This is a genomic window from Aeromonas sp. SER (assembly GCF_038739615.1).
Taxonomy (GTDB): Bacteria; Pseudomonadota; Gammaproteobacteria; order Enterobacterales; family Aeromonadaceae; genus Aeromonas; species Aeromonas jandaei.
Genome location: NZ_JBCGFC010000006.1, coordinates 77488 through 102531, shown reverse-complemented (window position 1 = coordinate 102531; position 25044 = coordinate 77488). Strand labels below are relative to the sequence as shown.

Sequence of the window (25044 nt, the reverse complement as noted above, 5' to 3'; positions counted from 1 at the left end):
CAGAATCGAGCGAGCTCTGGCTTATAGCCACTGGTCGCCCTCTTCCGGCTCTGGCAGCAGATCCGGGTTGATCTCTCCGGGGATCCGCTTCTCCTCATCGGCCCACTCGCCGAGATCGATCAGCTGGCAGCGCTTGCTGCAGAAGGGGCGAAACGGGCTCTGCGGGCCCCATTCCACTTCGCTCTGGCAGGTCGGGCACTTTACCTTGGTAACCATAAGCACTCCCTAGCAGCAGGCGAGCTGGAATGGCACATCGCCAATCGGCTGTTCGCCGGTTGGCAGGAAGCGCAGCGCAAAGCGGTTCTTGTGGCCGCTCAGGGTGGGGTAGCAGCAGAGGTTGCCCGGCAGCTTGATGCGGATAAGCTCGGCGCTCTCGGCGGTGTCCTGAAAGAAACCATTGGTCGCTACCTGCTCGCTGAAACTGCCTGATTCGCGCCACAGGCGCAGCAACAGGGTGATGGCATTCATCAGCAGGGTTATGTCGCTAAGCCACAGCTGCATTTGCTGATGGCGGGTAATGGCTGGCGTACCGAGCCAGTGGTGCAACTGCGGTACGTCGAAGGCACACAGGCCACCCGGGATGGAGAAGCGCTGACGGATGGAGCCGAGCAGGCGATCCTCTTTCAGGCGAGCGCCGGGACGCGGGGAGTTGAGCAGGCTGCGGGAGAGCTGGCTGCTCTCGTGCTGCATCTGCTTGATCTGCTCCAGATCGACGTCGGGCAGGCTGGCCCAGTGGCTCAGGCGCTGGCCGAGACGCTCGAGATCCTTGATCAGGTCGGCACGCAGGTCACCACGCTCCAGCAGCTCCTGCAGATCGAACAACCCTTTGAAGAAGGCGATATGAGCCCAGGGCTGGTCGTTCTCCAGATTGTCGCGGATCTGGGAAAACAGGGATTCCAGACGAAGATAGGTCCGGCTTTTTTCATTGAGGGGGAAATCGTAAATCATGCCTAATCCTGGCCAGCCATAAATCCGGCCTAGTGTACTCACTGTTAACCAGCTTGTTGAGAGGCAAATGCCAGATATGTTTCGTGCAGCGTTAAAATCCGCGTTTTTATGGCCATTTCGCTGCCATTGCCGTTCTCGATGACATCATCTGCCGCGGCCAGGCGTTCCGACCGGCTCGCCTGTGCCGCGATGATGGCCTTGGCCTGTTCGGCGGTAACTCCATCCCGGCGGCAGGTGCGCTCGATTTGGGTCGCTTCGTCTACATCGACCACCAGTACCCTATTGGCCAGACCTGTGAGCTTGTTTTCCACCAGTAGCGGCACGACCAGCAGGCAGTAGGGGGAGCGGGCTGCGGCACACTGGCGCTGCATCTCGCTGCGAATGAGCGGGTGGAGCAGGGAGTTGAGCCATGTCTTGGCCGACGGATCACTGAAGACCTGTTCGCGCAGGCGGCGGCGATCCAGTTGACCGTCGGGGGTTATGACATCAGGGCCAAAGTGGTCGGCGATGGCTGCGAGAGCCGGGGTGTCGGGCTCAACGACCTCGCGGGCAATCACATCGGCATCCACGACGTCGATGCCCAGCTCGGCAAACTGGTTGGCAACTGTCGTCTTGCCGCTGCCGATGCCGCCGGTTATTGCAACTACATACATGACTCAGAGCGCCTGTTTCAGAGGATGGTGGTGAGATACCAGCGAGTGATGGTATCGCCCCATAGTAGCGCAATCCAGCCCGCGATGGCGAGGTAGGGGCCAAAGGGGATGGGGTTACCCTGATGGTGTTTGCGCAGGGCAATGAGCGAGATGCCGATGATGGCACCAACCAGGGATGAGAGCAGCAGTATGATCGGCAGTGCCTGCCAGCCGAGCCAAGCCCCCAGTGCCGCCAGCAACTTGAAGTCGCCATAGCCCATCCCTTCCTTGCCGGTCAGCAGTTTAAAAGCCCAGTAGAGACTCCAGAGCACCAGATATCCTGCCATGGCACCGATCACAGCATCAGCAAGCGGTGCAAAACCACCGATCAGGTTGAACAGCAAACCTCCCCACAGCAGCGGCAGGGTCAGCTGGTCTGGCAGCAACATCTTGTCGAGATCGATAAAGGTGAGGGCCACCAATACCCAGGTCAGCAGCAGGGCTGCAAGGGTACCCCAACCCGGTGAAATCACCATGGCTACGGCCACCGAGAGCAGGGCTGTCAACAGTTCAACCAGCGGATAGCGGGCCGAGATAGGTGCTTGGCACTCACCACAGCGCCCCTTGAGCCAGAGCCAGCTCAGCAGCGGGATGTTTTCCAGTGCTGTGATGGCATGGCCGCAATGGGGGCATGCCGAGCGCGGCACCATCAGGTTGTAGCGCGGTTCGGGTGCTTGCTCTTCATCGGGAGTGAAGTAACTGCGATATTCAGCCTGCCATTCTCGTTCCAACATAATGGGCAGGCGGTGGATCACCACGTTGAGAAAGCTGCCGATCATCAGGGAAAAGATAAAAACTAGCGAGAAGTAGAGCCAGGGCAAGCTGTGAGCCAGCTCGAGAAGAAGTGTCATAACCAACCGTCAGTTATCAAATGAGGGGAAGGGCATGGTTGTGGTGCCATGCCCTGATAAATCAGCCTACCACGTCGCCAAGCTTGAAGATGGGCAGGTACATGGCGATAACCATGCCTCCGACCAGCACCCCGAGCACCACCATGATAAGAGGCTCCAGCAGGCTGGTGAGGCCATCGACCAGATCGTCTACCTCCTGTTCGAAGATGGTGGCGACCTTGGAGAGCATATCATCGATGGCGCCGGACTCCTCGCCGATCATCACCATCTGGATCACCATGTCGGGGAAGAGATCGACAGTGCGCATCGCCACGTTAATCTGCATACCGGCTACCACCTCGTTGCGAATGGCCATCACTGCGGTGCGATAGACGTAGTTACCCGAGGCTCCAGCTGCTGAAATAAGCGCATCTACCAGAGGGATACCGGCCGAGAAGGTGGTCGAAAGGGTGCGGGCAAAGCGGGCCATGGCGGCTTTGTGCAGGATCATACCGACTACCGGAATCGTGAGCACAAACTTGTCGGTATTGTCTTTTACCTTCTGGGAGGCTCGCCAGGCACGGACATAGAGAAAGATGGCCAGCGCGATTCCGCCGAAGAAAACGTACCACCAGTTCTGCATAAAGCGGGAGATGCCGATAACAAACTGTGTAAACACAGGCAGCTCGGCACCGAAGCTCTTGAAGATATCTTCGAATTGCGGGATGACGAACAGCAACAGGATAGAGGTAACGACAATCGCAACCAGGATAACCATGGTTGGGTAGAACATCGCCTTTTTTATTTTCGACTTGAGCGCTTCCGATTTTTCCCGATAGGTGGCGATGCGGTCATAGATGGTTTCCAGTGCGCCGGACTGCTCGCCAGCTTCCACCAGATCGCAATAGAGATCGTCAAAGTAGAGCGGATGACGGCGCAGCGCTTCCGACATGGGAGTGCCGGTTTCGACATCCGCGGCTATTTCTCCCATCAGTTCGCGCATGGATGCCTTTTCGTGGCTGCGGGCGATGATTTGCAGGCTTTGTACCAGAGGAACGCCGGCGGAGAGCATGGTAGTGATCTGGCGCGATACGATGGCAATATCCATCGGTTTGATCTTGGCGCCGCCCTTGGAGAAGAGCCCCTGACTCTTCTTGGCAACCTTGGTGACATTGACGCCCTGCTTGCGCAGCTCTGCCTTCACTGTGGCTATGTTCTCGGCCTGAAGCTCGCCAGAGACTTTTTGTCCTTTGCGGTTTACCCCTTGCCAGCGAAAGGCGAAGACTTTTTTCGGGGCATTGGTTTTCTTGGTCAGCGTTGCCATCGATGCATCCTGCAAATGGACTGGAGGGAAGAGGATAACCCCTGAACCGTCGGATTTGATGTCTTGCCTAAGCGGCTGACAGTTACCCGGTCAATATCTTTTACCCGTGTTTATGCACTCTGATGCCTGCTATCGGGATGAGCAATCAATTCGTTGTCACCCGGTTGACCTCTGCCAGACTGGTGACGCCAAGGCGAGCCTTTTCCAATCCGGACATACGCAAGGTACGCATCCCCTCTTTCTGGGCTATAGCCGCTATTTGTAGCGAGTTGGCCCCCTGCATGATCAGCTTTGCGATGTTTTCCGACATCAGCATGATCTCGTAGATACCAACCCGCCCCTTGTATCCACCAGAGCACTCCTTGCAGCCGACCGGTTTGAACAGTCGCAGCCCCGCCGCCAGTTGCTGCTGAGTAAAACCCAGCTCCAGTAATTCTGCTTCCGGCACTACTTCGGGAGCCTTGCAGTGGTCACACAGTTTGCGTGCCAGCCGCTGGGCCATGATCAGGGTCACCGAGGAGGCGATATTAAAGGCTGGCACCCCCATGTTCATCATCCGAGTGAGGGTTTCGGCGGCGGAGTTGGTGTGAAGGGTGGAGAGTACCAGATGGCCAGTCTGCGCTGCCTTGATTGCGATTTCTGCGGTTTCGAGATCGCGGATCTCCCCCACCATCACCACATCCGGGTCTTGCCGCAAGAAGGAGCGCAGGGCGCTGGCAAAGGTGAGACCAGCCTTGGGGTTGACCTGCACCTGATTGACGCCGGGCAGGTTGATCTCCACCGGATCTTCGGCGGTGGAGATGTTCACCTCGGTAGTGTTGAGAATATTGAGACCGGTATAGAGCGAGACCGTTTTACCCGAGCCGGTCGGGCCGGTCACTAGGATCATGCCTTGAGGTTTCGAGAGCGCACGCAGATATTGCGCCTTTTGCCGATCATCAAAACCGAGTTGTTCAATGTTGAGGCGGGCTGCCGAGGAGTCGAGCAGACGGATAACGATCTTCTCGCCCCACATGGTGGGCAGGGTGTTGACCCGCATATCCATCGACTTGTTGCGCGACAGCTTGAGCTTGATGCGACCATCCTGTGGCAGGCGACGTTCGGCGATATCGAGCCGTGCCATTACCTTGAGGCGTGCGGAGAAACGATTGGCAAGATTGACTGGCGGGGTTGCCACTTCATGGAGGATGCCGTCGATACGAAAGCGAATGCGGTATTTTTGTTCATAGGGCTCAAAGTGCAGGTCGGAGGCGCCACGCTTGATGGCATCCATCATGATCTTGTTGATGTATTTAACTATTGGGGCATCATCATCAGCGGTGTTGACGCTTTCATCCAGTCGACTGCTCTCATCGGATACTTCGAGGTCGGATATTTCAGATTCATCGATATCCTCCATTCCGAGGGTATCGCTTTCGCTCTCCAGCAATTTTCCTATTGCCGCTGTGAGCTTGTTCTCTTCGACCAGCAGCGCTTCGGTATGCAGGCCAAAGCTGAAGCCGAAATCTTCCAGTGCCGACACATTGGTCGGATCCGACATGGCGATATAGAGAGTGTGCCCTTGGGTGTATATGGGCAGCACATGGTGCTTTTCAATCAGCTTCTGATTGAGGTACTTCTGCGGGATCTCGGCCAAATCGAAGGCAGCAAGATCCAGCAGAGGTACCCCATACTCCAGCTCGCAAAAATCGGCGAGAGCTTTGCTCTCAAGGATCTCGTTCTCGATCAGGAAGGTTACAAAGGGTTTACGCTGGGCCTTGGCCTGGCTCAGATAGCGCTGGGAGTCCTCCTCACTTATCAGTGAAGAGGCGGCCAAGCTTAATGCCAGGCCGCTATTGGGGCTAGAAGTCATGAATCTATCAGCAGACGCCTGCTGCGGCACATGTTCCGGCAGAGCCGGAAGGATTGGGTGTCCAGACCACGTTCCCAGTGGCTGTATCGCCAACAAGTACGTAGGTGTAGTTGGTAGATAGATTTTGTGAGGTTGCTGTAATTTTAAATTGGCTGGCTGCTGTTGGGCCTGCCGCCAAAACTACGCTCGCTACACTGCCTGCAGCACTGGGGGCGGCAGGAATACCATTGGTTCCTTGAGCTTGGCAACTAGTTACTGCTCCTGTACTTTGAAAGCACAATTCGACAGCTGTTTTCACTGGTCCAGTTGCAGCTATTACTTCAGAAAACTTCGCCTTTTGTGTGTATGTCTGATACGCCGGCAGTGCTACTGCGGCCAGAATCGCGACGATCGCGACTACGATCATCAGTTCGATAAGGGTAAAGCCTGATTGTTTCTTCATTTCAAATATCCTTTTGTCCTTGGTTCCTGGGAAGTGCCGATGGAAAATCATCCACACGTCAGTATCTTATCCGAGCTATCAAGGGTGGCAACAGAGATCGCTGCCTTTGTTAACCACTTTTCTGTCATTTGCTAAAAACATGATGAAAATCATATAGCAAGCAGCTTCTATCGACTCTTTTTGCTAGTTGTAAAGGGCCCGCCATCACACTCCTTATGCTGAGGGTTCCTGCCATAAAGAAAAGGCGCCTGAGGCGCCTTTTGCAAGTCCATGATCTGTTATCTATCTTCCCGTTTTACGAGGGAGTTACATGCATCTTCCTGTCAGAGAAAGCGCATCGAGAGGTCGAGCGCCCGCACATGCTTGGTCAGGGCTCCCACAGAGATAAAATCGACGCCGGTGGCGGCAAATTCGGCCAGGGTATCGAGGGTGACATTACCGGATACTTCCAGCTTGGCGCGGCCCTGATTGATGGCGACAGCCTCACGCATCATGGCAACATCGAAGTTGTCCAGCATCACGATATCGGCGTTGGCCGCCAGCGCCTGCTCCAGTTCGGCCAGCGATTCGACCTCTACCTCTACCGGTTTGCCCGGATTGAGATGACGAGCCTCATTAATCGCTTCGGCGATGCCGCCGCAGGCAAGGATATGGTTTTCCTTGATTAGGTAGGCGTCATAGAGACCGATGCGGTGGTTCTTGCCGCCGCCACAGGTGACGGCGTACTTCTGGGCCGTGCGCAGCCCCGGGATAGTCTTGCGGGTGTCGAGCAGCCGGCAGTCGGTCTCCTCCAGCTCGGCGACATAGCGAGCGGTGAGGGTGGCAACGCCGGAGAGGGTCTGGACGAAGTTGAGCGCATTGCGCTCGCCGGTCAGCAGCAAGCGGGCTGGGCCGTGGAGGCGAAACAACTCCTGATTGGGGGAGATCACCTCGCCATCCTCCACCTTCCACTCCACCTTCACCTCGCCGCCGAGTTGTACGAACACCTCATCGACCCATGGCTGGCCGCAGAACACACCCGCTTCACGGGTGATAACCCGGGCGCTGGCCATCCGGTCGGCCGGGATCAGCTTGGCGGTGATATCGGAGCTGGCGTCCGGTTGGTCCAGCGTGGTGAGGGCATCGCCCAGATCTTCGAGTAGTGCGGCGCGAACGGCGCGGCTGACATCCTGTTGAAACATGCCTTATTCCTGTAAGGGTCTGAGCAGCAGTTGCCGCTCCTTTTGAACCAGCTCCAGCCGGCCCAGGGCGTTCATGCCAACCAGCACCTCGTCGCCCTCAGCCGCCGGATTGATAAAGATGGCCAAATCGTACAAGGTCAATGGCCCCATCGCCAGCGTTTCGATGGTGCCGTTGCCGACCCGGATCTGACCCGCCGCCGTGTTGACCTGGCTGCTGCCGCGGGCTGTCAGACCCAGCCGCTTGGCAACCTGCTGCGGGATGGTGACACGAGTGGCACCGGTATCGAGCAGCAGTTGCACCGGGTGGCCGTTGATGGCACCCTCCAGACGATAGTGGCCGCCCTGGTCGGCTTGCAGCAACAGTTCGCCGCTGGCAGTGACGCTGGGTTGGCTGCGGGAGTGAAAATAGAGGGTCAGCAGACCCATCAGAGAGAGCCAGGCCAGTAACCACATCCAGCGTGCCGTGTGCTGCATATCCCATCCATTGCGAGCGGAAGATGACTCAGCCTAACACACAATTTTCCACTGATTCAGCGGCTTGGTGACAAGATGCCAGCTCGGATCGCGCTTTTCTGTTCAACTCGTATCGAGTAGCCGATGACCCATTCTGACCCCATTTTTTCCATCGATGATGCCGGTTGGTGCCAGCAGGCTCGCCGGGTTCCCTCTCCCCATCACAACGAACGGGCCGCGCCGGACGATATCTCCCTACTGGTGGTGCATGGCATCAGCCTGCCGCCGGGGGAGTTTGGCGGCCCCTTTATCGACGATCTCTTTATGGGACGCCTTGATCCCGAGGCTCACCCCTATTTTGCCGGTATCCATCAGCTGCGGGTCTCGGCCCACTGCCTGATTCGCCGCGATGGCGAGTTGGTGCAGTATGTGTCGTTTGGCGCGCGCGCCTGGCACGCCGGGGTATCGAGTTGGCAGGGGAGGGAGGCGTGCAATGATTTCTCCATCGGCATCGAGCTGGAGGGGACGGACGAAATCCCCTATACAGATGCGCAATATTTCGCACTGGCGGGGCTCACCCGAGCCATCTCCGCCCGTTACCCGGCGGTCACCATGGAAAAAATTGTCGGCCATCGCGATATCGCACCTGGGCGTAAAACGGATCCGGGGGAGAGTTTTCAGTGGTCACGCTTCCGCGAGATGCTCAATAGTTAAAGTAAATATTCAAATTTAGTTTGGGTTTTAAAATCAATGGCTTGCCTCTATGGCAGGCCATTTTTGTTTGTGGTTGCGCAAATGTTATTTGTGAGCTTGCTCAAGAATATTGGTAAGACCAATTTCTATGAGCCAAATCATGTTTACCCCGCTTTACCTCTTATTGGGTGGTGGTGATTCTTGATTCAGATCATCTTTTGAGTGGACTTTTGACAAGGCCTCTGCTAATTTTCGCCCCATTCATGAAATTGGTAATACCAATTTAACAAAGTAGCCTCATGCCCTATCGCAAGATTACGCAACCCAAGTTAGCCGACTCCATTGTCGCCGAGCTGGAACAGATGATTCTGGAAGGAAGTTTGCAGCCGGGGCAGAAATTGCCTCCCGAACGCGAACTCGCCATCCAGTTTCAGGTATCGCGCCCATCCCTGCGCGAAGCCATCCAGCGACTTGAAGCTCGCGGGTTGCTCTATCGCCGTCAGGGCGGTGGCACTTATGTGCAGAATGCCCTGAGCAAGGGGATCGCCGATCCTCTGTTCGAACTGCTCAGCACTCACCCGGAAGCCCAGTATGACCTGCTGGAGTTTCGTCACGCGCTTGAAGGCATTTGTGCCTACTATGCTGCGTTGCGGGGTACCAGTGCTGATTTCGAACGCATTCGTCAGGTGCAGACCACCATCGAAGAGGCGGGCCAGTTAGGTTCGCTGGTGGCCGAATCGGCAGCCGTTACCCAGTTCTATCTGGCGGTGGCCGAGGCGTCCCACAACGTGGTGCTGCTGCATCTGCTGCGGGCCATGAGCCCGATGCTTGAGCAGAACATTCTGAGAAATAACGAGATTTTGAATCGCCGCCCGGGAGTGGTAGCCAAGATCCGACGCCATCGCGCGAATCTGATCGAAGCCATCCTGTCGGGGGCTCCGGAGCGGGCCAGAACAGCTTGTCATGAGCATCTGGCCTTTATCGAGGACACCTTGTTGGATATGCAGAGGGAAGACAGCCGGATCCAGCGATCCATGCGTCGGATCCGTCAGCAGGAAAACTAATCCCACAAGGCTTTATTGTCGAATGCTTGCGCCCTTCGCCGTGCAATGCCGTGCAATCACAACAAAATAGGAACCAGCCATGTCTGATATCCTGAAGAACGATGTGGACCCGATAGAAACGCTGGAGTGGCTTGCCTCTCTGGAATCCCTGCTGCGTGAAGAGGGTCCCCAACGCGCTCAGTTCATCCTTGAACAGTTGGCCGAGAAAGCCCGCGCAAGCGGTGTGGACGTGGCTGCCAAGGCAAACCGCGATTACATCAACACCATTCCGTCCAGCGAAGAGCCGGGCTACCCGGGCGACCTGGAGATGGAGCGCCGCATTCGTGCCATCATCCGCTGGAACGCCATGATGATCGTGCTGCGCGCCTCCAAGAAAGACCTGGACCTGGGCGGTCACATGTCTTCCTTCGCTTCTTCTGCGACCATCTATGATGTCTGCTTCAACCACTTCTTCCGTGCTCGCAACGAGAAGGATGGTGGTGACCTGGTTTACTTCCAGGGTCACATCTCCCCGGGTATCTATGCCCGTGCCTTCGCCGAAGGTCGTCTGACCGAAGAGCAGCTGGACAACTTCCGTCAGGAAGTGGATGGCAAGGGTATCCCTTCCTACCCGCACCCGAAACTGATGCCGGACTTCTGGCAGTTCCCGACCGTATCCATGGGTCTGGGCCCCATCGCTGCCATCTATCAGGCTCGCTTCCTGAAGTACCTGACCGACCGTGGCATCAAGGATTGCTCCGAGCAGACCGTTTACGCCTTCCTGGGTGACGGCGAGATGGACGAGCCGGAAGCCAAAGGTGCCCTGACTGTTGCCGTGCGTGAAAAGCTCGACAACCTGGTGTTCGTGGTCAACTGCAACCTGCAGCGTCTGGATGGCCCGGTTGTCGGTAACGGCAAGGTTATCAACGAGCTGGAAGGCCTGTTCGCCGGCGCCGGCTGGGACGTGACCAAGGTTATCTGGGGTCGCAAGTGGGATGAGCTGCTGCGCAAAGATACCTCTGGCAAGCTGATCCAGTTGATGAACGAGACCGTGGACGGTGACTACCAGACCATGAAGTCCCGCGACGGTGCCTACATCCGCGAGAACTTTTTCAACCGTTACCCGGAAACTGCCGCGCTGGTCAAAGACATGACCGACGAGGAGATCTTCGCCCTGAACCGCGGTGGTCACGATCCTCGCAAACTGTTCGCTGCATTCAACAAGGCGACCCAGACCAAGGGCAAACCGACTGTTATCCTGGCCAAGACCATCAAGGGTTACGGCATGGGCGAAGCGGCCGAAGGCAAGAACATCGCTCACCAGGTCAAGAAGATGGAGCTGGACTCCGTGCGTCACCTGCGTGACCGCTTCAACCTGCCGGTGGCCGACGAGCAGCTGGCCGACCTGCCTTACCTGAAGATCGAAGCGGGCAGCGAAGAGCACAAATACCTGCATGCTCGTCGTGCGGCCCTGAAAGGCTACCTGCCGACCCGTCTGCGCGAGAGCACCGACAAGCTGGAAATCCCGGCGCTGGATGCCTTCGCTCCGCTGCTGGGTGAACAGGCGCGCGAAATCTCCACCACCATGGCGTTCGTGCGTTCCCTGAACGTGATGCTGAAAGACAAGTCCATCGGCAAGCGCATTGTTCCGATCCTAGCTGACGAAGCCCGTACCTTCGGTATGGAAGGTCTGTTCCGCCAGATCGGTATCTACAGCCCGCACGGTCAGCAGTACACCCCGCAAGACCGCGACATCGTCTCCTACTACAAGGAAGACAAGCAGGGTCAGGTTCTGCAAGACGGTATCAACGAGCTGGGCGCCATGTCCTCCTGGCTGGCTGCTGCGACCTCTTACAGCACCAACGACTGCCCGATGATCCCGTTCTACATCTACTACTCCATGTTCGGCTTCCAGCGGATCGGCGACATGGCGTGGGCAGCCGGTGACCAGCAAGCCCGTGGCTTCCTGCTGGGTGCAACCTCCGGTCGTACCACCCTGAACGGTGAAGGTCTGCAGCATGAAGATGGTCACAGCCACATCCTGGCCGGCACCATCCCGAACTGCATCTCCTACGACCCGTCCTACGCCTATGAAGTGGCAGTGATCGTACAGGACGGCCTGCGCCGCATGTACGGTGAGAACCCGGAGAACGTGTTCTACTACATCACCACCCTGAACGAGAACTACGCCATGCCGGCCATGCCGGAAGGCGCCGAGGAAGGCATCCGCAAGGGTATCTACAAGCTGGAATCCGTCGCCGGTGCCAAGGCGAAAGTGCAACTGCTGGGTTGTGGTTCCATCCTGGGTCACGTGCGCACTGCTGCCCAGATCCTGGCAAGCGAATATGGCGTGGGCTCCGACGTGTTCAGCGTCACCTCCTTCAACGAGCTGGCTCGTGATGGTCAGGACGCGGATCGCTGGAACATGCTGCACCCGACAGCCGAAGCTCGCGTACCGTACATCGCTCAGGTGCTGGGTTCCGAAGCCACCATCGCTGCGACCGACTACATGAAGTCCTTCGCCGATCAGGTTCGCGCCTTCGTTCCGACCGAGAACTACCGCGTACTGGGTACCGACGGTTACGGCCGTTCCGACAGCCGCGCCAACCTGCGTCGTCACTTCGAAGTGAACGAGTTCTACGTGGTGGTTGCTGCCCTGACCGAGCTGGCCAAGCGTGGCGAGATCGACAAGCAGGTTGTGGCCGATGCCATCGCCAAGTACGGCATCGATGCCGACAAGATCAACCCGCTGTACGCGTAAGTGGATCAAGGGTCGCGCCGTCATGCGGCGCGACCCTGCTAGGGTTTAAAACGGTTAACGCGAGATGTGCGTGGCGGCATCAGCCAGTCACGCGGATCGACGCAAGAGGATAAAGCACAATGTCCAAACAGATTATGGTGCCGGATATCGGCGCCGATGAAGTTGAAGTCACCGAGATCATGGTGGCCGTGGGTGACAAGGTCGAGCTGGACCAGTCCATCATCGCGGTAGAAGGCGACAAGGCCTCCATGGAAGTACCGGCCCCGTCTGCCGGTATCGTCAAAGAGATCCTGATCAAGGTGGGCGACAAGGTTGCCACCGGTTCCCAGATCATGATCTTCGAAGCCGAAGGCGCTGCTGCTCCTGCAGAAGTGGCCGCTCCTGTTGCTGCAGTTCCGGCCGCCGCACCGGTCGCTGCCGCTCGCAAAGATGTCAACGTACCGGACATCGGTGGTGACGAAGTAGAAGTCACCGAAATCATGGTTGCCGTGGGCGACATGGTTGAAGCCGACCAGTCCATCATCGCCGTGGAAGGTGACAAGGCCTCCATGGAAGTGCCGGCACCGTTCGCCGGTCGCGTGGTCGAGATCAAGGTTGCCGCTGGCGCCAAGGTTTCTACCGGCTCTCTGGTAATGGTATTTGAAGTGGCTGGCGCTGCTCCTGCTGCTGCACCGGTTCAGGCTGCCGCTCCTGCCGCCGCCCCGGTTGCTGCTGGCGCGAAAGATGTCAACGTACCGGATATCGGTGGCGACGAAGTGGAAGTCACCGAGATCATGGTTGCCGTGGGTGACAAGGTTGAAGCCGACCAGTCCCTGATCGCCGTGGAAGGTGACAAGGCCTCCATGGAAGTGCCTGCGCCGTTCGCCGGTGTGGTCAAAGAGATCAAGGTGAAGGCGGGTGACAAGGTCTCCACCGGTTCCCTGATCATGGTATTCGAAGTGGCTGGCGCTGCTCCTGCCGCCGCGCCGGTTGCTCAAGCTGCCGCTCCGGTCGCTGCTGCCCCCGTTGCTGCTGCTCCGGCTCCGGTTGCTCAGGCTGCAGCCTCATCCGATTTCGTTGCCAACGACGCTTACGTACACGCCTCTCCGGCGGTACGCCGTCTGGCGCGCGAGTTCGGCGTCAACTTGGCCAAGGTGAAAGCCTCCGGTCGCAAGGGCCGTATCGTCAAAGAAGACGTACAAGCCTATGTGAAGGATGCCATCAAGCGTGCCGAGTCCGCTCCTGCCTCTGCCGGCGTAGCCGGTGGCAACGGTCTGGGCGTCCTGCCGTGGCCGAAAGTAGACTTCAGCAAGTTCGGTGATGTGGAAGAGGTCGAGCTGACCCGCATCCAGAAGATCTCCGGTCCGAACCTGCACCGCAACTGGGTCATGATCCCTCATGTCACCCAGTTCGACGAAGCCGATACCACCGAGCTGGAAGCGTTCCGCAAAGAGCAGAACGCGATGCTCGAGAAGCAGAAGGCCGACGTGAAGATCACCCCGCTGGTGTTCATCCTGAAAGCCGCCGCCAAGGCGCTGGAAGCTCACCCGCGCTTCTGCAGCTCCCTGTCCGAAGATGGCAGCAAGCTGATCATGAAGAAGTACATCCACATCGGTGTGGCGGTTGATACCCCCAACGGTCTGGTTGTGCCTGTGGTGCGCGATGTTAACAAGAAGGGCATCATGGAGCTGTCTCGCGATCTGGCCGAGATCTCCAAGAAGGCCCGTGCCGGCAAGCTGACCGCTTCCGACATGCAGGGCGGTTGCTTCACCATCTCCAGCCTGGGTGGCATCGGCGGTACCAGCTTTACCCCGATCGTCAACGCGCCGGAAGTAGCCATCCTCGGTGTCTCCAAGTCCGAGATGAAGCCGAAGTGGAACGGCAAAGAGTTCGCTCCGCGCCTGATGCTGCCGCTGGCTCTGAGCTACGACCACCGCGTGATCGATGGTGCCGATGGAGCTCGCTTCATCACCACCATGAATGGCGTGCTGTCCGACATTCGTCGACTGGTCCTGTAAGTGAGAGGGCGGGCCCAGAGCCTGCCCTTTTTACTTCTCATTTCATTAACATGATCGTAAACTTGCCCCGTTTTTTTCACGGCTGCAGCGGCCTCTTGTTTTGCAAGGAAAAGAAGGCATAAGACTGCGCTGTCCGGGGATACAAGAACGACAAAGAGGTCATGATGAGTAAAGAAATCAAAACCCAGGTCGTAGTACTGGGTGCTGGCCCTGCCGGTTATTCCGCTGCTTTCCGTGCGGCCGATTTGGGTCTGGATACCATTATCGTCGAGCGTTACTCCACCCTGGGTGGCGTCTGCCTGAACGTGGGTTGCATTCCCTCCAAGGCCCTGCTGCACGTAGCCAAAGTGATTGAAGAAGCCAAGGCGCTGGCCGAGCACGGCATCGTCTTCGGTGCACCGCAGACCGACATCGACAAGATCCGTCTGTGGAAAGAGAAGGTTATCAACCAGCTGACCGGCGGTCTGGCTGGCATGGCCAAGATGCGTAAAGTTCAGGTTGTGAACGGCTTCGGCAAGTTCACCGGCCCGAACACCATCGAAGTTGAAGGCGCTGATGGCAAGACCACCGTGACCTTCGACAACGCCATCATCGCGGCCGGTTCCCGTCCGGTGAAGCTGCCGTTCATTCCGCACGACGATCCCCGCGTATGGGACTCTACCGATGCGCTGGAGCTGAAAACCGTTCCCGGCAAACTGCTGGTTATCGGTGGCGGCATCATCGGTCTGGAGATGGGTACCGTTTACTCCTCTCTGGGTTCCGAGATCGACGTGGTGGAATTTGCCGACCAGCTGGTTCCGGCTGCCGACAAAGATATCGTCAAGATCTACACCAAGCGTGTGGCCAAGAAGTTCAACATCATGCTGGAGACCAAGGTCACCGCAGTTGAAGCCCGTGAAGACGGTCTGTACGTCTCCTACGAAGGCAAGCACGCTCCGGCCGAGCCGGTTCGCTACGACAACGTACTGGTTGCCGTAGGCCGTGTGCCGAACGGCAAGATGCTGGATGCCGAGAAGGCTGGCGTTGCCGTTAACGAGCGCGGTTTCATCGAGGTGGACAAGCAGCTGCGTACCAACGTGGCCCACATCCACGCCATCGGTGACATCGTTGGTCAGCCGATGCTGGCGCACAAAGGTGTGCACGAAGGTCACGTTGCCGCCGAAGTCATCGCCGGCAAGAAGCACTACTTCGACCCGAAAGTGATTCCGTCTATCGCCTACACCGAGCCAGAGATGGCATGGGTTGGTCTGACCGAGAAGGAAGCCAAGCAACAGGGCCTGAACTTCGAAGTGGCCACCTTCCCGTGGGCTGCTTCCGGTCGCGCCATTGCGTCCGACTGCTCCGACGGCATGACCAAGCTGATCTTCGACAAGGAGAGCGGCCGCGTCATCGGTGGTGCCATCGTGGGTACCAACGGTGGTGAACTGCTGGGTGAAATCGGTCTGGCCATCGAGATGGGTGCCGACGCCGAAGACATCGCACTGACCATCCACGCTCACCCGACTCTGCACGAGTCAGTGGGTCTGGCAGCCGAAGTGTTCGAAGGCTCCATCACCGACCTGCCGAACGCCAAGGCCAAGAAGAAAAAGTAATCTTCTGTCCGCTTCATGAAAAAGCCGCTCAATCGAGCGGCTTTTTGTTTTTGGTCATTAGATATCAAAGACATCCCTGTCCTGTTTTTTCCTGCTTGAGTTTGCACATGAGAAAGGGCGCCGTAGCGCCCTTTTTATCGTGCCTGATGGCCCCGTTTATAGCCGGAAGTTGCCAACCAGTTTATCCAGCTGGGCAGAGAGCTGCTGCAGGCTGCGGCTCGATTCGGTGAGCTGGTGGGCGATATCGGCCGTCTCCATGGTGAGCTGGTTGATATCCTCCACGTTACGGTTGATCTCGCCGACCACGCTCGACTGCTCCTCGGTCGCGGTGGCGACCTGGATGTTCATGTCGTTGATCTGGGTGATGTGGGCGGTGATATGGCCGAGCGCGGCGTTGGCTTCATCGGCCTGTGCTACCACTTCCAGACTCTGGTTGCGGCCCTGGGCCATGGCGCTGACGGCTCGGGCGCTCTGATCCTGCAGCCGGTTGATCATCTCCTGGATCTCGGCGGTAGAGGCGGCGGAGCGGTTGGCGAGGTTGCGCACCTCGTCGGCCACCACAGCGAAGCCGCGGCCCTGTTCGCCAGCACGAGCCGCTTCAATGGCTGCGTTGAGCGCCAGCAGGTTGGTCTGCTCCGAGATGCTGCGGATGGTCTCGAGGATGCTGCCGATAGAGTCGGTCTGGCTGGCCAGCGACTCGATCACGCCGGCGACCTGCTCGATCTCCCCGGAGAGGCCGACGATGCCGTGGCGGGCCTGTGCCACGACGTGGGCCCCGGCATCCGCCTGATCATTGGCCTGCTTGGCGACATCCGCCGCCAGCGAGGCGTTGCCGGCAATCTCGCTCACGGTGGCCCCCATCTCGTGGATGGCGGTAGCCACCTGTACGGTGCGGTCGCGCTGGGCGGTACAGTTGTGCTGGGTCAGCTGGGCCTTGCTGGCCACCTCGTTGGCCGTTGTGGCCAGCTGGCGGGAGTTGCTTGCCACCTGCTCGATGGAGCCGTGGATCTTGGCGACGAAGTTGTTGAAGCCGGTCGCAACCTGGCTCAGCTCGTCACGGCCCTCCACTTTGAGGCGCTGGGTCAGATCGCCATCACCGCTGCCCAGCTCCTTGAACAGACGTGCCAGTTCGTTGAGCGGGCGGCTGACAGAGCCCGCCAGCAGCATACCCATGGCCCCCATGGCGAGTGCGATGACCAGCGAGATCATCAGGATCTGGTTGCGGTTCTGATCCAGCTCGGCGTAGATCTCTGCTTCCGGTACCTGGACGACCAGATACCAGTCGAGCAGCGGGATATAGCTGCTGGCCAGCACCATGGGCTCGCCATTCACTTCGGCGCTGATCACGGCAAAGGGGCGCTTGGCCAGCAGGTTGCCACTGTCGCTGCCTGCCAGCTGGCTCAGGTTGTCACGCTCTATCCGGCTGGCATCGGGGTGCAATTTCACCTTGCCGCTGCCATCGACCATAAAGACGATGCCGCTATCTTCCAGCCGGAAGTTGGACACCATGGCAACCATGGAGTCGAGAGATTTGGCAAAGCCGGCCAGTCCGCGACCATTGAGCTGCTGGAAGTTGACGAACAGCTTCATCTCGCCGGTGCTCTCGCGGAAGATGCTGAGAGTCATCTCCTTCTGGCTCTTGGTGTAGTCATAGAACCAGGCATCCTGAGCCGGAGTGAGGTTGCGCAGAAAGCCATCCTGGTTGTAGTAGGCCGCGGTCTGGCGATCGGCAAAGGAGGCGGTGACCAGCCCGTACTGGTTGGCCACATCCTTGAGCTGGTTGATGAGCAGTGGTTCCTGCTCCTTGGGCATGCCCCGATCCACCCAGTCGAGAATAAAGCGGTCGGTGGCCAGCTGCTGTGCCGCACGGGCGATACCGTTGAGATCCTGCTCGATCTCCTTGCTGATGCGCTGGGTCAGGTTGGGCAGCTCCTGTTCGAACATCCGCTTTTCGATCAGTTGCTGAGCTGCGCGCTGGCTGAAGTAGCCCACCAGCAGGCAGGAGATAACGACGGCCAGGGTGACGGTGGCCAGAATTTTCTGTTTGAGGGTCAGGGTTGCCAGCATATAAGTGCCCGAAAGATAGAGATTGACGACTCTCATATTAGCGGCAGAGAGGGGGCACCCATGAGCCTTTCGGCCCTTTATTTATGGATTGCGTTTGCGCTCACAAGGGGCTGGCGGACGAATAGATCCGGGAGAGGCTGAATTGGCCGGAATGCCGGTTGCGCTTGTGCTCCGGCCCCTTATAGTAGAGGCCATCTCTGGTGACCGGCTTCCTGAACAAGATGGAAAATATGATGCGCAGCGTTCGTGCGGGATGGACCCGACTGCTTTTGATTATGCTGGCGGCCATGCCGCTGCTGGTGCAGGCCGCTGATGGTGGCCGCCCCAAGGTGGCACTGGTGCTCAGTGGTGGTGGCGCCAAGGGCTCGGCCCATATCGGTATCCTCAAGGTGCTGGAGCAGAAGCGTATCCCGGTCGACATCATAGTGGGCACCAGCATGGGCTCTTATGTGGCGGGCATGTACGCCATGGGGCTTAGCGCCGAGGAGGTGGAGCGTACGACGCTGGCCATCGACTGGAACAAGGGTTATCAGGACAAAGTGGGCCGTGATGAGCTCTCCCTGCGCAAGAAGCAGCAGACCGAGAAGTATCAGCTACGCACCGATATCGGCGTCAATGGCGACACCATTCAGCTGCCGGATGGTTTCTTTCAGGGCCAATCCATGGCCAGCTTGCTGCGCACAGCCACCTCCAACCTGCCGGCGCTGAAGAGCTTCGATGATCTGCCGATCCCTTATCGTGCCATGGCAACCGATATGGAGACGGTCACCCCTTACGTGCTCGATCACGGCAGTCTGGCCAAGGCGATGCAGGCTTCCATGTCCATTCCGGGAGCGCTCAAGCCGGTGGAGTGGGATGGCCGGATTCTGGCCGATGGCGGTGCGGTCAACAACATGCCGGTGGACGTGGCCAAGGCAATGGGAGCCGATGTGGTGATCGCGGTGGATATCAGTGCCAGGCTGCGCACCCGCGAGTCCCTCAAGTCCGGCCTTGCCATGATCGATCAGCTCACTACCTACATGACCCAGGTCGGCACCGACAAGCAGAAGGCGCTGCTGGGGCCCAAGGATATCCTGCTCACTCCCGAGTTTGGCGACATGGGGATCGCCGATTTTGCCCGGATGCCGGAGGGGATCAAGATAGGCGAGGCGGCGGCCGAGAAGGTGTCGCTGGAACTCGACAAGCTCTCCCTGAGCAAGGAGCGCTACAACGAGTACCGCAACCGCAAGCTGAGTCGCCGTGCCGAACGCAGCGGCCTGCCCGCCTACTACATCGACAAGGTGGAGATCATCAACAAGTCGCGCCTCTCCGACGAGACGGTGCGCGCCATGCTGGATGTGCGACCGGACAAGATCCAGACCAACGAGAGTCTGGAGGCAGGCATTCGCCGCCTCTATGCGCTGGAGTCCTTTGACCGCATCACCTACGAGGTGGATGAGCGCGATGGCGAGAACGTGCTGGTGGTGGATGCCAGCGAGAAGAACTGGGGGCCGGGTTACCTCAACTTCCAGTTTGGCTTCTCCGATGATTTCGAGAACACCTCCAACTACAACGTCGGCATGTCCTACACCCTCACCAACGTCAACAACTGGGGCGGGGAGTGGCTGACTGAGGCTTCTCTTGGCACGGCCAAACATATCAAGACCGACTTCTATACCCCGCTGGAGCCCTCCCAGACTTTCTTTGGCGAGGCAAGCCTGGCCTATGACAAGACCCAGCGCCGCATCTTCAGCTCCGAGCCGGATACATTCAACTACCTCGACAGCGACTACTCCTTCTTTAGCTCCGATCTGGCCGTTGGCTGGAACAGCCAGCCATGGAGCCGTATCTACACGGGGCTTGAGGGGCGGGTGGGCAATATCGATCTGAAAAACTTCAAGAATACCAGTGTGGATGCCACCGCATGGGGGCCCTTCATCCGTTTTGAGCACGATACCCTGGATAGCCTCTATTTCCCCTACTCGGGCGAGAAGTGGGATATGAAGCTGGGTTATTCCCACGTCAATCTCTCCGGCGGAGAGCAGGATCAGAGCAGCCGCGACGAGGGGTGGAACTACAACTTTTCCATGATCAAGCCCTGGTCATGGGGGCGTCACAGCCTCAACCTGATGCTGGAGGGCGGTGGTTCCAGCAGTCAGGAGGCGCTGCCGCTCTATATCCAGGATCTGGGTGGGCTGTTCCGTCTCTCCGGCTTCCAGCGCTATCAGCTGAGTGGTCGCTACAGCCTGTTTGGCGGGTTGCGCTACATCTACCGGGTGGCGGACAACGACTTCGGTGCCCTCAAGATGCCGCTCTATCTGGGCGGCTCTCTCGAGCAGGGCGGGGTGTGGGACAAGGGTGAAGATATCAGCTTTGACAGCTCCTTCACCGCCGGCTCCGTCTATGTGGGGGTCGAGAGCTTCCTTGGCCCGGTGTTCCTCGGCTACGGCATGGCGGAGGAGGGGAATGGCGTCTTCTATCTGCAATTGGGCACTACGTTCCAATAATGGATAAATGATGCGTATTTGTTAACTCTGCATCCGGGCTGGTATTTAATTTTCAAAAAATACCAGCCTGTTTAATTGGTTACGGTTTTGTGTTGAATTGGTTAACAGGGTTTGGATTTTAATTGGTCGTTAAAACTTATATAGTGGGGAGCACCCTACGGGGTGTCCCGCAAGGACGATCGCCGCGAGCGTGGGCGAACCCCAAAAAAAGACCAAAGAGGAATTAGTCGTGCTTGAAACATACCGTAAACACGTCGCAGAACGTGCTGCCGAGGGCGTGGTTGCCAAACCTCTGGACGCAGAGCAGGTCGCCGCCCTGGTCGAGCTGCTCAAGAACCCGCCCGCCGGCGAACAAGACTTTCTGAAAGAGCTGTTGTCCTCCCGAATTCCCCCCGGTGTTGATGAAGCGGCCTATGTCAAAGCCGGTTTCCTCACCGCCGTCGCCAAGGGCGAAGCCCACTCTCCCATCCTGACTGCCGCCGAAGCCGTTGAACTGCTGGGCACCATGCAGGGTGGTTACAACATTCAGCCGCTGATCGACCTGCTGGACGATGCGACCCTGGCTCCTCTTGCTGCCAAGGGCCTCTCCCATACCCTGTTGATGTTCGACTCCTTCCACGACGTGGAGGAGAAGGCCAAGGCGGGCAATGCTCACGCCAAGCAGGTGATGCAATCCTGGGCTGATGCCGAATGGTTCCTCTCGCGCCCGGAGCTGGCCGAGAAGATCACCGTCACCGTGTTCAAGGTGACCGGCGAAACCAACACCGACGACCTCTCTCCTGCACCGGACGCCTGGTCCCGCCCGGACATTCCGCTGCACGCGCTGGCGATGCTGAAAAACGCCCGTCCCGGCATCACCCCCGACAAGGATGGCGCCATTGGCCCCATCAAGACCATCGACGCCCTGAAAGAGAAGGGTTTCCCACTGGCCTATGTCGGCGATGTGGTCGGTACCGGCTCTTCCCGTAAATCTGCCACCAACTCGGTGCTCTGGTTCATGGGCGACGACATTCCGTTCGTGCCGAACAAGCGCGCCGGTGGCGTGGTGCTGGGTGGCAAGATTGCCCCGATCTTCTTCAACACCATGGAAGATGCCGGCGCTCTGCCCATCGAGGTGGACGTCTCTGGGCTTGCGATGGGCGATGTGATCGACATCTACCCGTTTGCCGGCAAGATCTGCAAGCACGGCACCGAGCAGGTGCTGGCGCAGTTTGAACTGAAAACCGACGTGCTGATCGACGAAGTGCGCGCCGGTGGCCGTATTCCGCTGATCATCGGTCGCGGTCTGACCGACAAGGCCCGCGAAGCGCTGGGTCTGCCGTTCTCTACCGTATTCCGTCGCCCGCAGCCGGTGGCCGATACCGGCAAAGGCTTCACCCTGGCCCAGAAGATGGTGGGCAAGGCGTGCGGCGTGAAGGGCATTCGCCCCGGCACCTACTGCGAACCCAAGATGACCACGGTCGGCTCTCAGGACACCACGGGCCCGATGACCCGCGACGAGCTCAAAGATCTGGCCTGCCTCGGTTTCTCCGCCGATCTGACCATGCAGTCCTTCTGCCACACTGCAGCCTATCCGAAGCCCATCGACGTACAGACCCACCACACCCTGCCGGACTTCATCATGAACCGAGGCGGTGTCTCTCTGCGTCCGGGTGACGGCGTCATCCACTCCTGGCTGAATCGCATGCTGCTGCCGGATACCGTGGGTACCGGTGGTGACTCCCACACCCGTTTCCCCATCGGCATCTCCTTCCCGGCGGGCTCTGGGCTGGTGGCCTTCGCCGCCGCTACCGGCGTGATGCCGCTGGACATGCCGGAATCCGTGCTGGTGCGCTTCAAGGGCGAGCTGCAACCTGGCATCACCTTGCGTGATCTGGTCCATGCCATCCCCTACGCCGCCATTCAGAAAGGGCTGTTGACCGTCGAGAAAGCGGGCAAGAAGAACATCTTCTCCGGCCGTATCCTCGAGATCGAAGGTCTGCCGACCCTGAAGGTAGAGCAGGCGTTCGAACTGGCTGATGCCAGTGCCGAGCGCTCCGCTGCCGGTTGCACTATCAAGCTGGATAAAGAGCCGATCATCGAGTATCTGAAATCCAACATCGTGATGCTGAAATGGATGCTCTCCGAAGGCTATGGCGACGTGCGCACCATCACCCGCCGCATCAAGGGGATGGAAGAGTGGCTGGCCAACCCGACCCTGATGGAAGCGGACAAGGATGCCGAGTACGCCGAAATCATCGAGATCGATCTGGCCACCATCAAGGAGCCGATCCTGTGCGCGCCGAACGATCCGGACGATGCCCGTCTGCTGAGCGACGTGGCTGGCGACAAGATCGACGAGGTGTTCATCGGTTCCTGCATGACCAACATCGGCCACTTCCGCGCCGCCGGCAAACTGCTCGAGAAGTATCAGGGTGAGCTGCCGACCCGCATGTGGATCGCGCCGCCCACCAAGATGGACAAGGATCAGCTGACCGAAGAGGGCTACTACGGCATCTTTGGTCGCGTCGGTGCCCGCATCGAGATCCCTGGCTGCTCCCTGTGCATGGGCAACCAGGCGCGGGTAGCGGAAGGGGCCTCGGTGGTCTCCACCTCCACCCGTAACTTCCCGAACCGTCTGGGCAAGGGTGCCAACGTCTATCTGGCCTCTGCGGAGCTGGCTGCGGTTGCCGCCATCCTCGGCAAGATCCCGACCGTGGCTGAGTACCTGCAATACGCCAAGGCGCTCGATGCCACTGCGGCTGACACCTACCGCTATCTCAACTTCAACGAGATCGCCTCCTACACCAAGAAGGCCGATGCGGTGATCCTGCAGCAGGCGGTCTAACGCCTCACTGCACAGCTGTAACGAGAAATGCCGCGTAATACGCGGCATTTCTATTTTGCGGCTTTCTATTCTTGAGCCTCTTTCGAGGCTTGTTGCTGCGGGCTGTGATCCAACCACAGTTTTCGCTGTTCGTTTTATAAGTGCTTTGCGTTATGTTGTTTGGTTATGACCAGTCGGGAGATCCCTGCGTTGGTCGGTATGATGTGGATGTCTGCCTGCGGGCGGCTCTGACCAACTGTGGCGTGGCTCTCTATGTTTCTATTCCGGATCGATCTCTCCCGAACCAGGCTGCGTGTTGGCAGTGCCTTGTTGGTATTTTCCCTGCCGCTGCTGGTGGGCAGCTGGATCATTCACAGTATCTATGTTCAGGATCTGAGATCTGACTCTCGCGATTCGGCGCACAAGGCGAAGCTGCTGCTTGAGGAGATGCTGGACAGGGCCGAGGAGGCCAACCGGGAGGTGTTGCCGTTGGTCAATGCTCCCTGTGCCCAGAACCTGCTGATCCTGAGAAAGACGGTTGCGCTCGAACCGTTTCTGCGTTCGGTCAATCTGGTGCGCGACGGGGTGATCAACTGTACCTCCCTGTTTGGTGAGGCCAATGATGCAGATGACAGCACTATCTACACCGGGCGCAAACTGTTGCTGATGAGCGGCAACCGGGTACGCAAGAATCACCCGCTGCTGGTGGTGCGTCTCGAACAGGGTTCTGATGCGGCCCTGAGTGCCATCGACAGTACCCAGCTCAGCTTCATGCTCTCCCTGAGTGGCAAGCCGAGCGAGCTGTTCCTGCAAGTCGGTTCGGCCTGGCTCAGCGAATCGGGTCGTTATCTCGAACGTCTGCCCAGACTGCACCACAGCACCAGCCTTGAACTCTCCTCCCAGCGTTACCCCTTCACCATCTATGCCGGCTATACCATGCCACTCTACTGGCGTTCGCTGTGGGAAGCTCGCCAGACGGCGCTGTTGTCGCTGGTTGGCGCATCCCTGTTGCTCTCCCTGCTGGTGTGGTGGGTGCTGGGGCGACCTGGTTCTCCGACGGATGAGTTGCGTCGGGCACTGCGGGCGAAAGAGTTTGTCCCCTATCTGCAGCCGCTGGTGGCCAGCGACACCCGGCGGATGATGGGGGCCGAGGTGCTGATGCGCTGGAACCATGCCACCGAAGGGGTGATCCGCCCCGATCTCTTTATTCCGCAGGCTGAGGAGTCGGGGCTTATCGTCCCCATGACCAGCCAGATGATGCGCAACGTGGCAGCTCAGCTGAGCTGGGTACAACGCTCTTTGCCCGACGGTTTTCATATCAGTTTCAATATCAGCGCAGCACACTGTCACGACTTTGCCCTGCTGCAGGAGTGCCGGCTGTTCCTTGATCACTTTGCCCCCGGCAAGGTGGTACTGGTGCTGGAGCTGACCGAGCGTGAGCTGCTGGTGGCGGATCCCAAGACCCTCTCCCTGTTCCGTCAGCTGGACGAGATGGGGGTCAAGCTGGCAATCGACGATTTCGGGACTGGCCACTCCAGCCTGATCTATCTGCAGCAGTTCCATGTCGACTACCTCAAGATCGACCAGTCCTTTATCGCCCGTATCGGCACCGAGTCGCTCTCGGAGCATATCGTGGACAACGTGATCGATCTGGCGACTCGCCTCGGGTTGGCGCTGGTGGCGGAAGGGGTAGAAACCAGCAGGCAGGCTGACTACCTCAGAAGCAAGGGGGTCGATTATCTGCAGGGCTTCCTGTTTGCCCGCCCCATGCCGCTGCGCCAGTTCTGCGACGAGCTGTTGCCAAAGGAGCAGGAAGAGTCGGCCACCGCGCTGGCGGGCGATATCCCGGGTACCGTCTGAGAGACTCGCCGACCAGT

At 58.6% G+C, this 25044-nt stretch carries 18 protein-coding genes; 8 read left to right on the top strand and 10 right to left on the bottom strand.

Features of this window, described 5'->3' with window-relative positions; translation table 11 throughout:
• Nucleotides 1-21: 21 nt before the first annotated feature.
• From yacG to AAHA41_RS10980, 9 genes are all read right to left on the bottom strand, one after another.
• Nucleotides 22-216 (bottom strand): DNA gyrase inhibitor YacG, encoded by a 195-nt coding sequence (yacG, locus tag AAHA41_RS11020; RefSeq protein WP_005336142.1) that lies wholly within the window; start codon nucleotides 214-216, stop codon nucleotides 22-24.
• Nucleotides 217-225: 9 nt separating this feature from the next.
• A complete protein-coding gene (gene zapD, locus AAHA41_RS11015; RefSeq protein WP_041210678.1) occupies nucleotides 226-948 on the bottom strand; it encodes a cell division protein ZapD in 723 nt (240 codons plus the stop codon).
• 44 nt (nucleotides 949-992) lie between these two features.
• Nucleotides 993-1601 carry a dephospho-CoA kinase gene (gene coaE, locus AAHA41_RS11010; protein ID WP_323068629.1) on the bottom strand — a complete coding sequence of 203 codons (609 nt, stop codon included), beginning with the start codon at nucleotides 1599-1601 and terminating at the stop codon, nucleotides 993-995.
• A 17-nt stretch (nucleotides 1602-1618) separates the two neighbouring features.
• Complete coding sequence (locus tag AAHA41_RS11005; protein ID WP_323068627.1) at nucleotides 1619-2491, bottom strand: A24 family peptidase; 873 nt, start codon at nucleotides 2489-2491, stop codon at nucleotides 1619-1621.
• A 61-nt stretch (nucleotides 2492-2552) separates the two neighbouring features.
• Nucleotides 2553-3794, bottom strand: a complete 1242-nt coding sequence (locus AAHA41_RS11000; protein WP_182926367.1) for a type II secretion system F family protein — start codon at nucleotides 3792-3794, stop codon at nucleotides 2553-2555.
• Between the two features lie 145 nt (nucleotides 3795-3939).
• Complete coding sequence (tapB, locus tag AAHA41_RS10995) at nucleotides 3940-5646, bottom strand: PilB family type IVa pilus assembly ATPase TapB (protein ID WP_323068625.1); 1707 nt, start codon at nucleotides 5644-5646, stop codon at nucleotides 3940-3942.
• A 7-nt stretch (nucleotides 5647-5653) separates the two neighbouring features.
• Entirely contained in the window at nucleotides 5654-6088 is a 435-nt protein-coding gene (tapA, locus tag AAHA41_RS10990; RefSeq protein WP_208737270.1) for a type IVa pilus major pilin TapA, read from the bottom strand.
• A 323-nt stretch (nucleotides 6089-6411) separates the two neighbouring features.
• Nucleotides 6412-7269 (bottom strand): carboxylating nicotinate-nucleotide diphosphorylase, encoded by an 858-nt coding sequence (gene nadC / locus AAHA41_RS10985; protein ID WP_323068620.1) that lies wholly within the window; start codon nucleotides 7267-7269, stop codon nucleotides 6412-6414.
• Nucleotides 7270-7272: 3 nt separating this feature from the next.
• Nucleotides 7273-7743, bottom strand: a complete 471-nt coding sequence (locus AAHA41_RS10980) for a retropepsin-like aspartic protease (protein WP_106843510.1) — start codon at nucleotides 7741-7743, stop codon at nucleotides 7273-7275.
• Between the two features lie 123 nt (nucleotides 7744-7866).
• Between AAHA41_RS10980 and ampD the strand changes: the two genes are divergently transcribed.
• The 5 genes from ampD (at nucleotide 7867) to lpdA (ending at nucleotide 15808) form a co-directional block, all read left to right on the top strand.
• Complete coding sequence (gene ampD, locus AAHA41_RS10975) at nucleotides 7867-8436, top strand: 1,6-anhydro-N-acetylmuramyl-L-alanine amidase AmpD (RefSeq protein ID WP_323068617.1); 570 nt, start codon at nucleotides 7867-7869, stop codon at nucleotides 8434-8436.
• A 278-nt stretch (nucleotides 8437-8714) separates the two neighbouring features.
• Entirely contained in the window at nucleotides 8715-9479 is a 765-nt protein-coding gene (pdhR, locus tag AAHA41_RS10970) for a pyruvate dehydrogenase complex transcriptional repressor PdhR (RefSeq protein WP_043851593.1), read from the top strand.
• A 79-nt stretch (nucleotides 9480-9558) separates the two neighbouring features.
• Nucleotides 9559-12219: a pyruvate dehydrogenase (acetyl-transferring), homodimeric type gene (gene aceE, locus AAHA41_RS10965; RefSeq protein ID WP_323068615.1), complete on the top strand. Its 2661-nt coding sequence runs from the start codon at nucleotides 9559-9561 to the stop codon at nucleotides 12217-12219.
• A 119-nt stretch (nucleotides 12220-12338) separates the two neighbouring features.
• Complete coding sequence (gene aceF / locus AAHA41_RS10960; protein WP_323068613.1) at nucleotides 12339-14216, top strand: pyruvate dehydrogenase complex dihydrolipoyllysine-residue acetyltransferase; 1878 nt, start codon at nucleotides 12339-12341, stop codon at nucleotides 14214-14216.
• A gap of 164 nt (nucleotides 14217-14380) precedes the next feature.
• Entirely contained in the window at nucleotides 14381-15808 is a 1428-nt protein-coding gene (gene lpdA, locus AAHA41_RS10955; protein ID WP_033115370.1) for a dihydrolipoyl dehydrogenase, read from the top strand.
• Nucleotides 15809-15964: 156 nt separating this feature from the next.
• On the opposite strand, the gene AAHA41_RS10950 is transcribed toward lpdA, so the two are convergent.
• A complete protein-coding gene (locus tag AAHA41_RS10950) occupies nucleotides 15965-17875 on the bottom strand; it encodes a methyl-accepting chemotaxis protein (protein WP_323068611.1) in 1911 nt (636 codons plus the stop codon).
• 233 nt (nucleotides 17876-18108) lie between these two features.
• On the opposite strand from AAHA41_RS10950, the gene AAHA41_RS10945 reads away from it, so the two are divergent.
• The 3 genes from AAHA41_RS10945 to AAHA41_RS10935 all read left to right on the top strand — a co-directional run bounded on the left by AAHA41_RS10945 (nucleotide 18109) and on the right by AAHA41_RS10935 (nucleotide 25027).
• Nucleotides 18109-20361 carry a patatin-like phospholipase family protein gene (locus tag AAHA41_RS10945; RefSeq protein WP_201908685.1) on the top strand — a complete coding sequence of 751 codons (2253 nt, stop codon included), beginning with the start codon at nucleotides 18109-18111 and terminating at the stop codon, nucleotides 20359-20361.
• 229 nt (nucleotides 20362-20590) lie between these two features.
• Nucleotides 20591-23188 (top strand): bifunctional aconitate hydratase 2/2-methylisocitrate dehydratase, encoded by a 2598-nt coding sequence (gene acnB / locus AAHA41_RS10940; protein ID WP_203974568.1) that lies wholly within the window; start codon nucleotides 20591-20593, stop codon nucleotides 23186-23188.
• Between the two features lie 252 nt (nucleotides 23189-23440).
• A complete protein-coding gene (locus tag AAHA41_RS10935; RefSeq protein ID WP_323070518.1) occupies nucleotides 23441-25027 on the top strand; it encodes an EAL domain-containing protein in 1587 nt (528 codons plus the stop codon).
• The last annotated feature ends 17 nt before the right edge of the window (nucleotides 25028-25044 follow it).

What these genes read in the sequence shown, in the direction of transcription:
- yacG (WP_005336142.1), bottom strand. Translation starts at nt 216, where the DNA reads ATGGTTACCAAGGTAAAGTGCCCGACCTGCCAGAGCGAAGTGGAATGG.
- zapD (WP_041210678.1), bottom strand. Translation starts at nt 948, where the DNA reads ATGATTTACGATTTCCCCCTCAATGAAAAAAGCCGGACCTATCTTCGT.
- coaE (WP_323068629.1), bottom strand. Translation starts at nt 1,601, where the DNA reads ATGTATGTAGTTGCAATAACCGGCGGCATCGGCAGCGGCAAGACGACA.
- AAHA41_RS11005 (WP_323068627.1), bottom strand. Translation starts at nt 2,491, where the DNA reads ATGACACTTCTTCTCGAGCTGGCTCACAGCTTGCCCTGGCTCTACTTC.
- AAHA41_RS11000 (WP_182926367.1), bottom strand. Translation starts at nt 3,794, where the DNA reads ATGGCAACGCTGACCAAGAAAACCAATGCCCCGAAAAAAGTCTTCGCC.
- tapB (WP_323068625.1), bottom strand. Translation starts at nt 5,646, where the DNA reads ATGACTTCTAGCCCCAATAGCGGCCTGGCATTAAGCTTGGCCGCCTCT.
- tapA (WP_208737270.1), bottom strand. Translation starts at nt 6,088, where the DNA reads ATGAAGAAACAATCAGGCTTTACCCTTATCGAACTGATGATCGTAGTC.
- nadC (WP_323068620.1), bottom strand. Translation starts at nt 7,269, where the DNA reads ATGTTTCAACAGGATGTCAGCCGCGCCGTTCGCGCCGCACTACTCGAA.
- AAHA41_RS10980 (WP_106843510.1), bottom strand. Translation starts at nt 7,743, where the DNA reads ATGCAGCACACGGCACGCTGGATGTGGTTACTGGCCTGGCTCTCTCTG.
- ampD (WP_323068617.1), top strand. Translation starts at nt 7,867, where the DNA reads ATGACCCATTCTGACCCCATTTTTTCCATCGATGATGCCGGTTGGTGC.
- pdhR (WP_043851593.1), top strand. Translation starts at nt 8,715, where the DNA reads ATGCCCTATCGCAAGATTACGCAACCCAAGTTAGCCGACTCCATTGTC.
- aceE (WP_323068615.1), top strand. Translation starts at nt 9,559, where the DNA reads ATGTCTGATATCCTGAAGAACGATGTGGACCCGATAGAAACGCTGGAG.
- aceF (WP_323068613.1), top strand. Translation starts at nt 12,339, where the DNA reads ATGTCCAAACAGATTATGGTGCCGGATATCGGCGCCGATGAAGTTGAA.
- lpdA (WP_033115370.1), top strand. Translation starts at nt 14,381, where the DNA reads ATGAGTAAAGAAATCAAAACCCAGGTCGTAGTACTGGGTGCTGGCCCT.
- AAHA41_RS10950 (WP_323068611.1), bottom strand. Translation starts at nt 17,875, where the DNA reads ATGCTGGCAACCCTGACCCTCAAACAGAAAATTCTGGCCACCGTCACC.
- AAHA41_RS10945 (WP_201908685.1), top strand. Translation starts at nt 18,109, where the DNA reads ATGCGCAGCGTTCGTGCGGGATGGACCCGACTGCTTTTGATTATGCTG.
- AAHA41_RS10935 (WP_323070518.1), top strand. Translation starts at nt 23,441, where the DNA reads ATGTTTCTATTCCGGATCGATCTCTCCCGAACCAGGCTGCGTGTTGGC.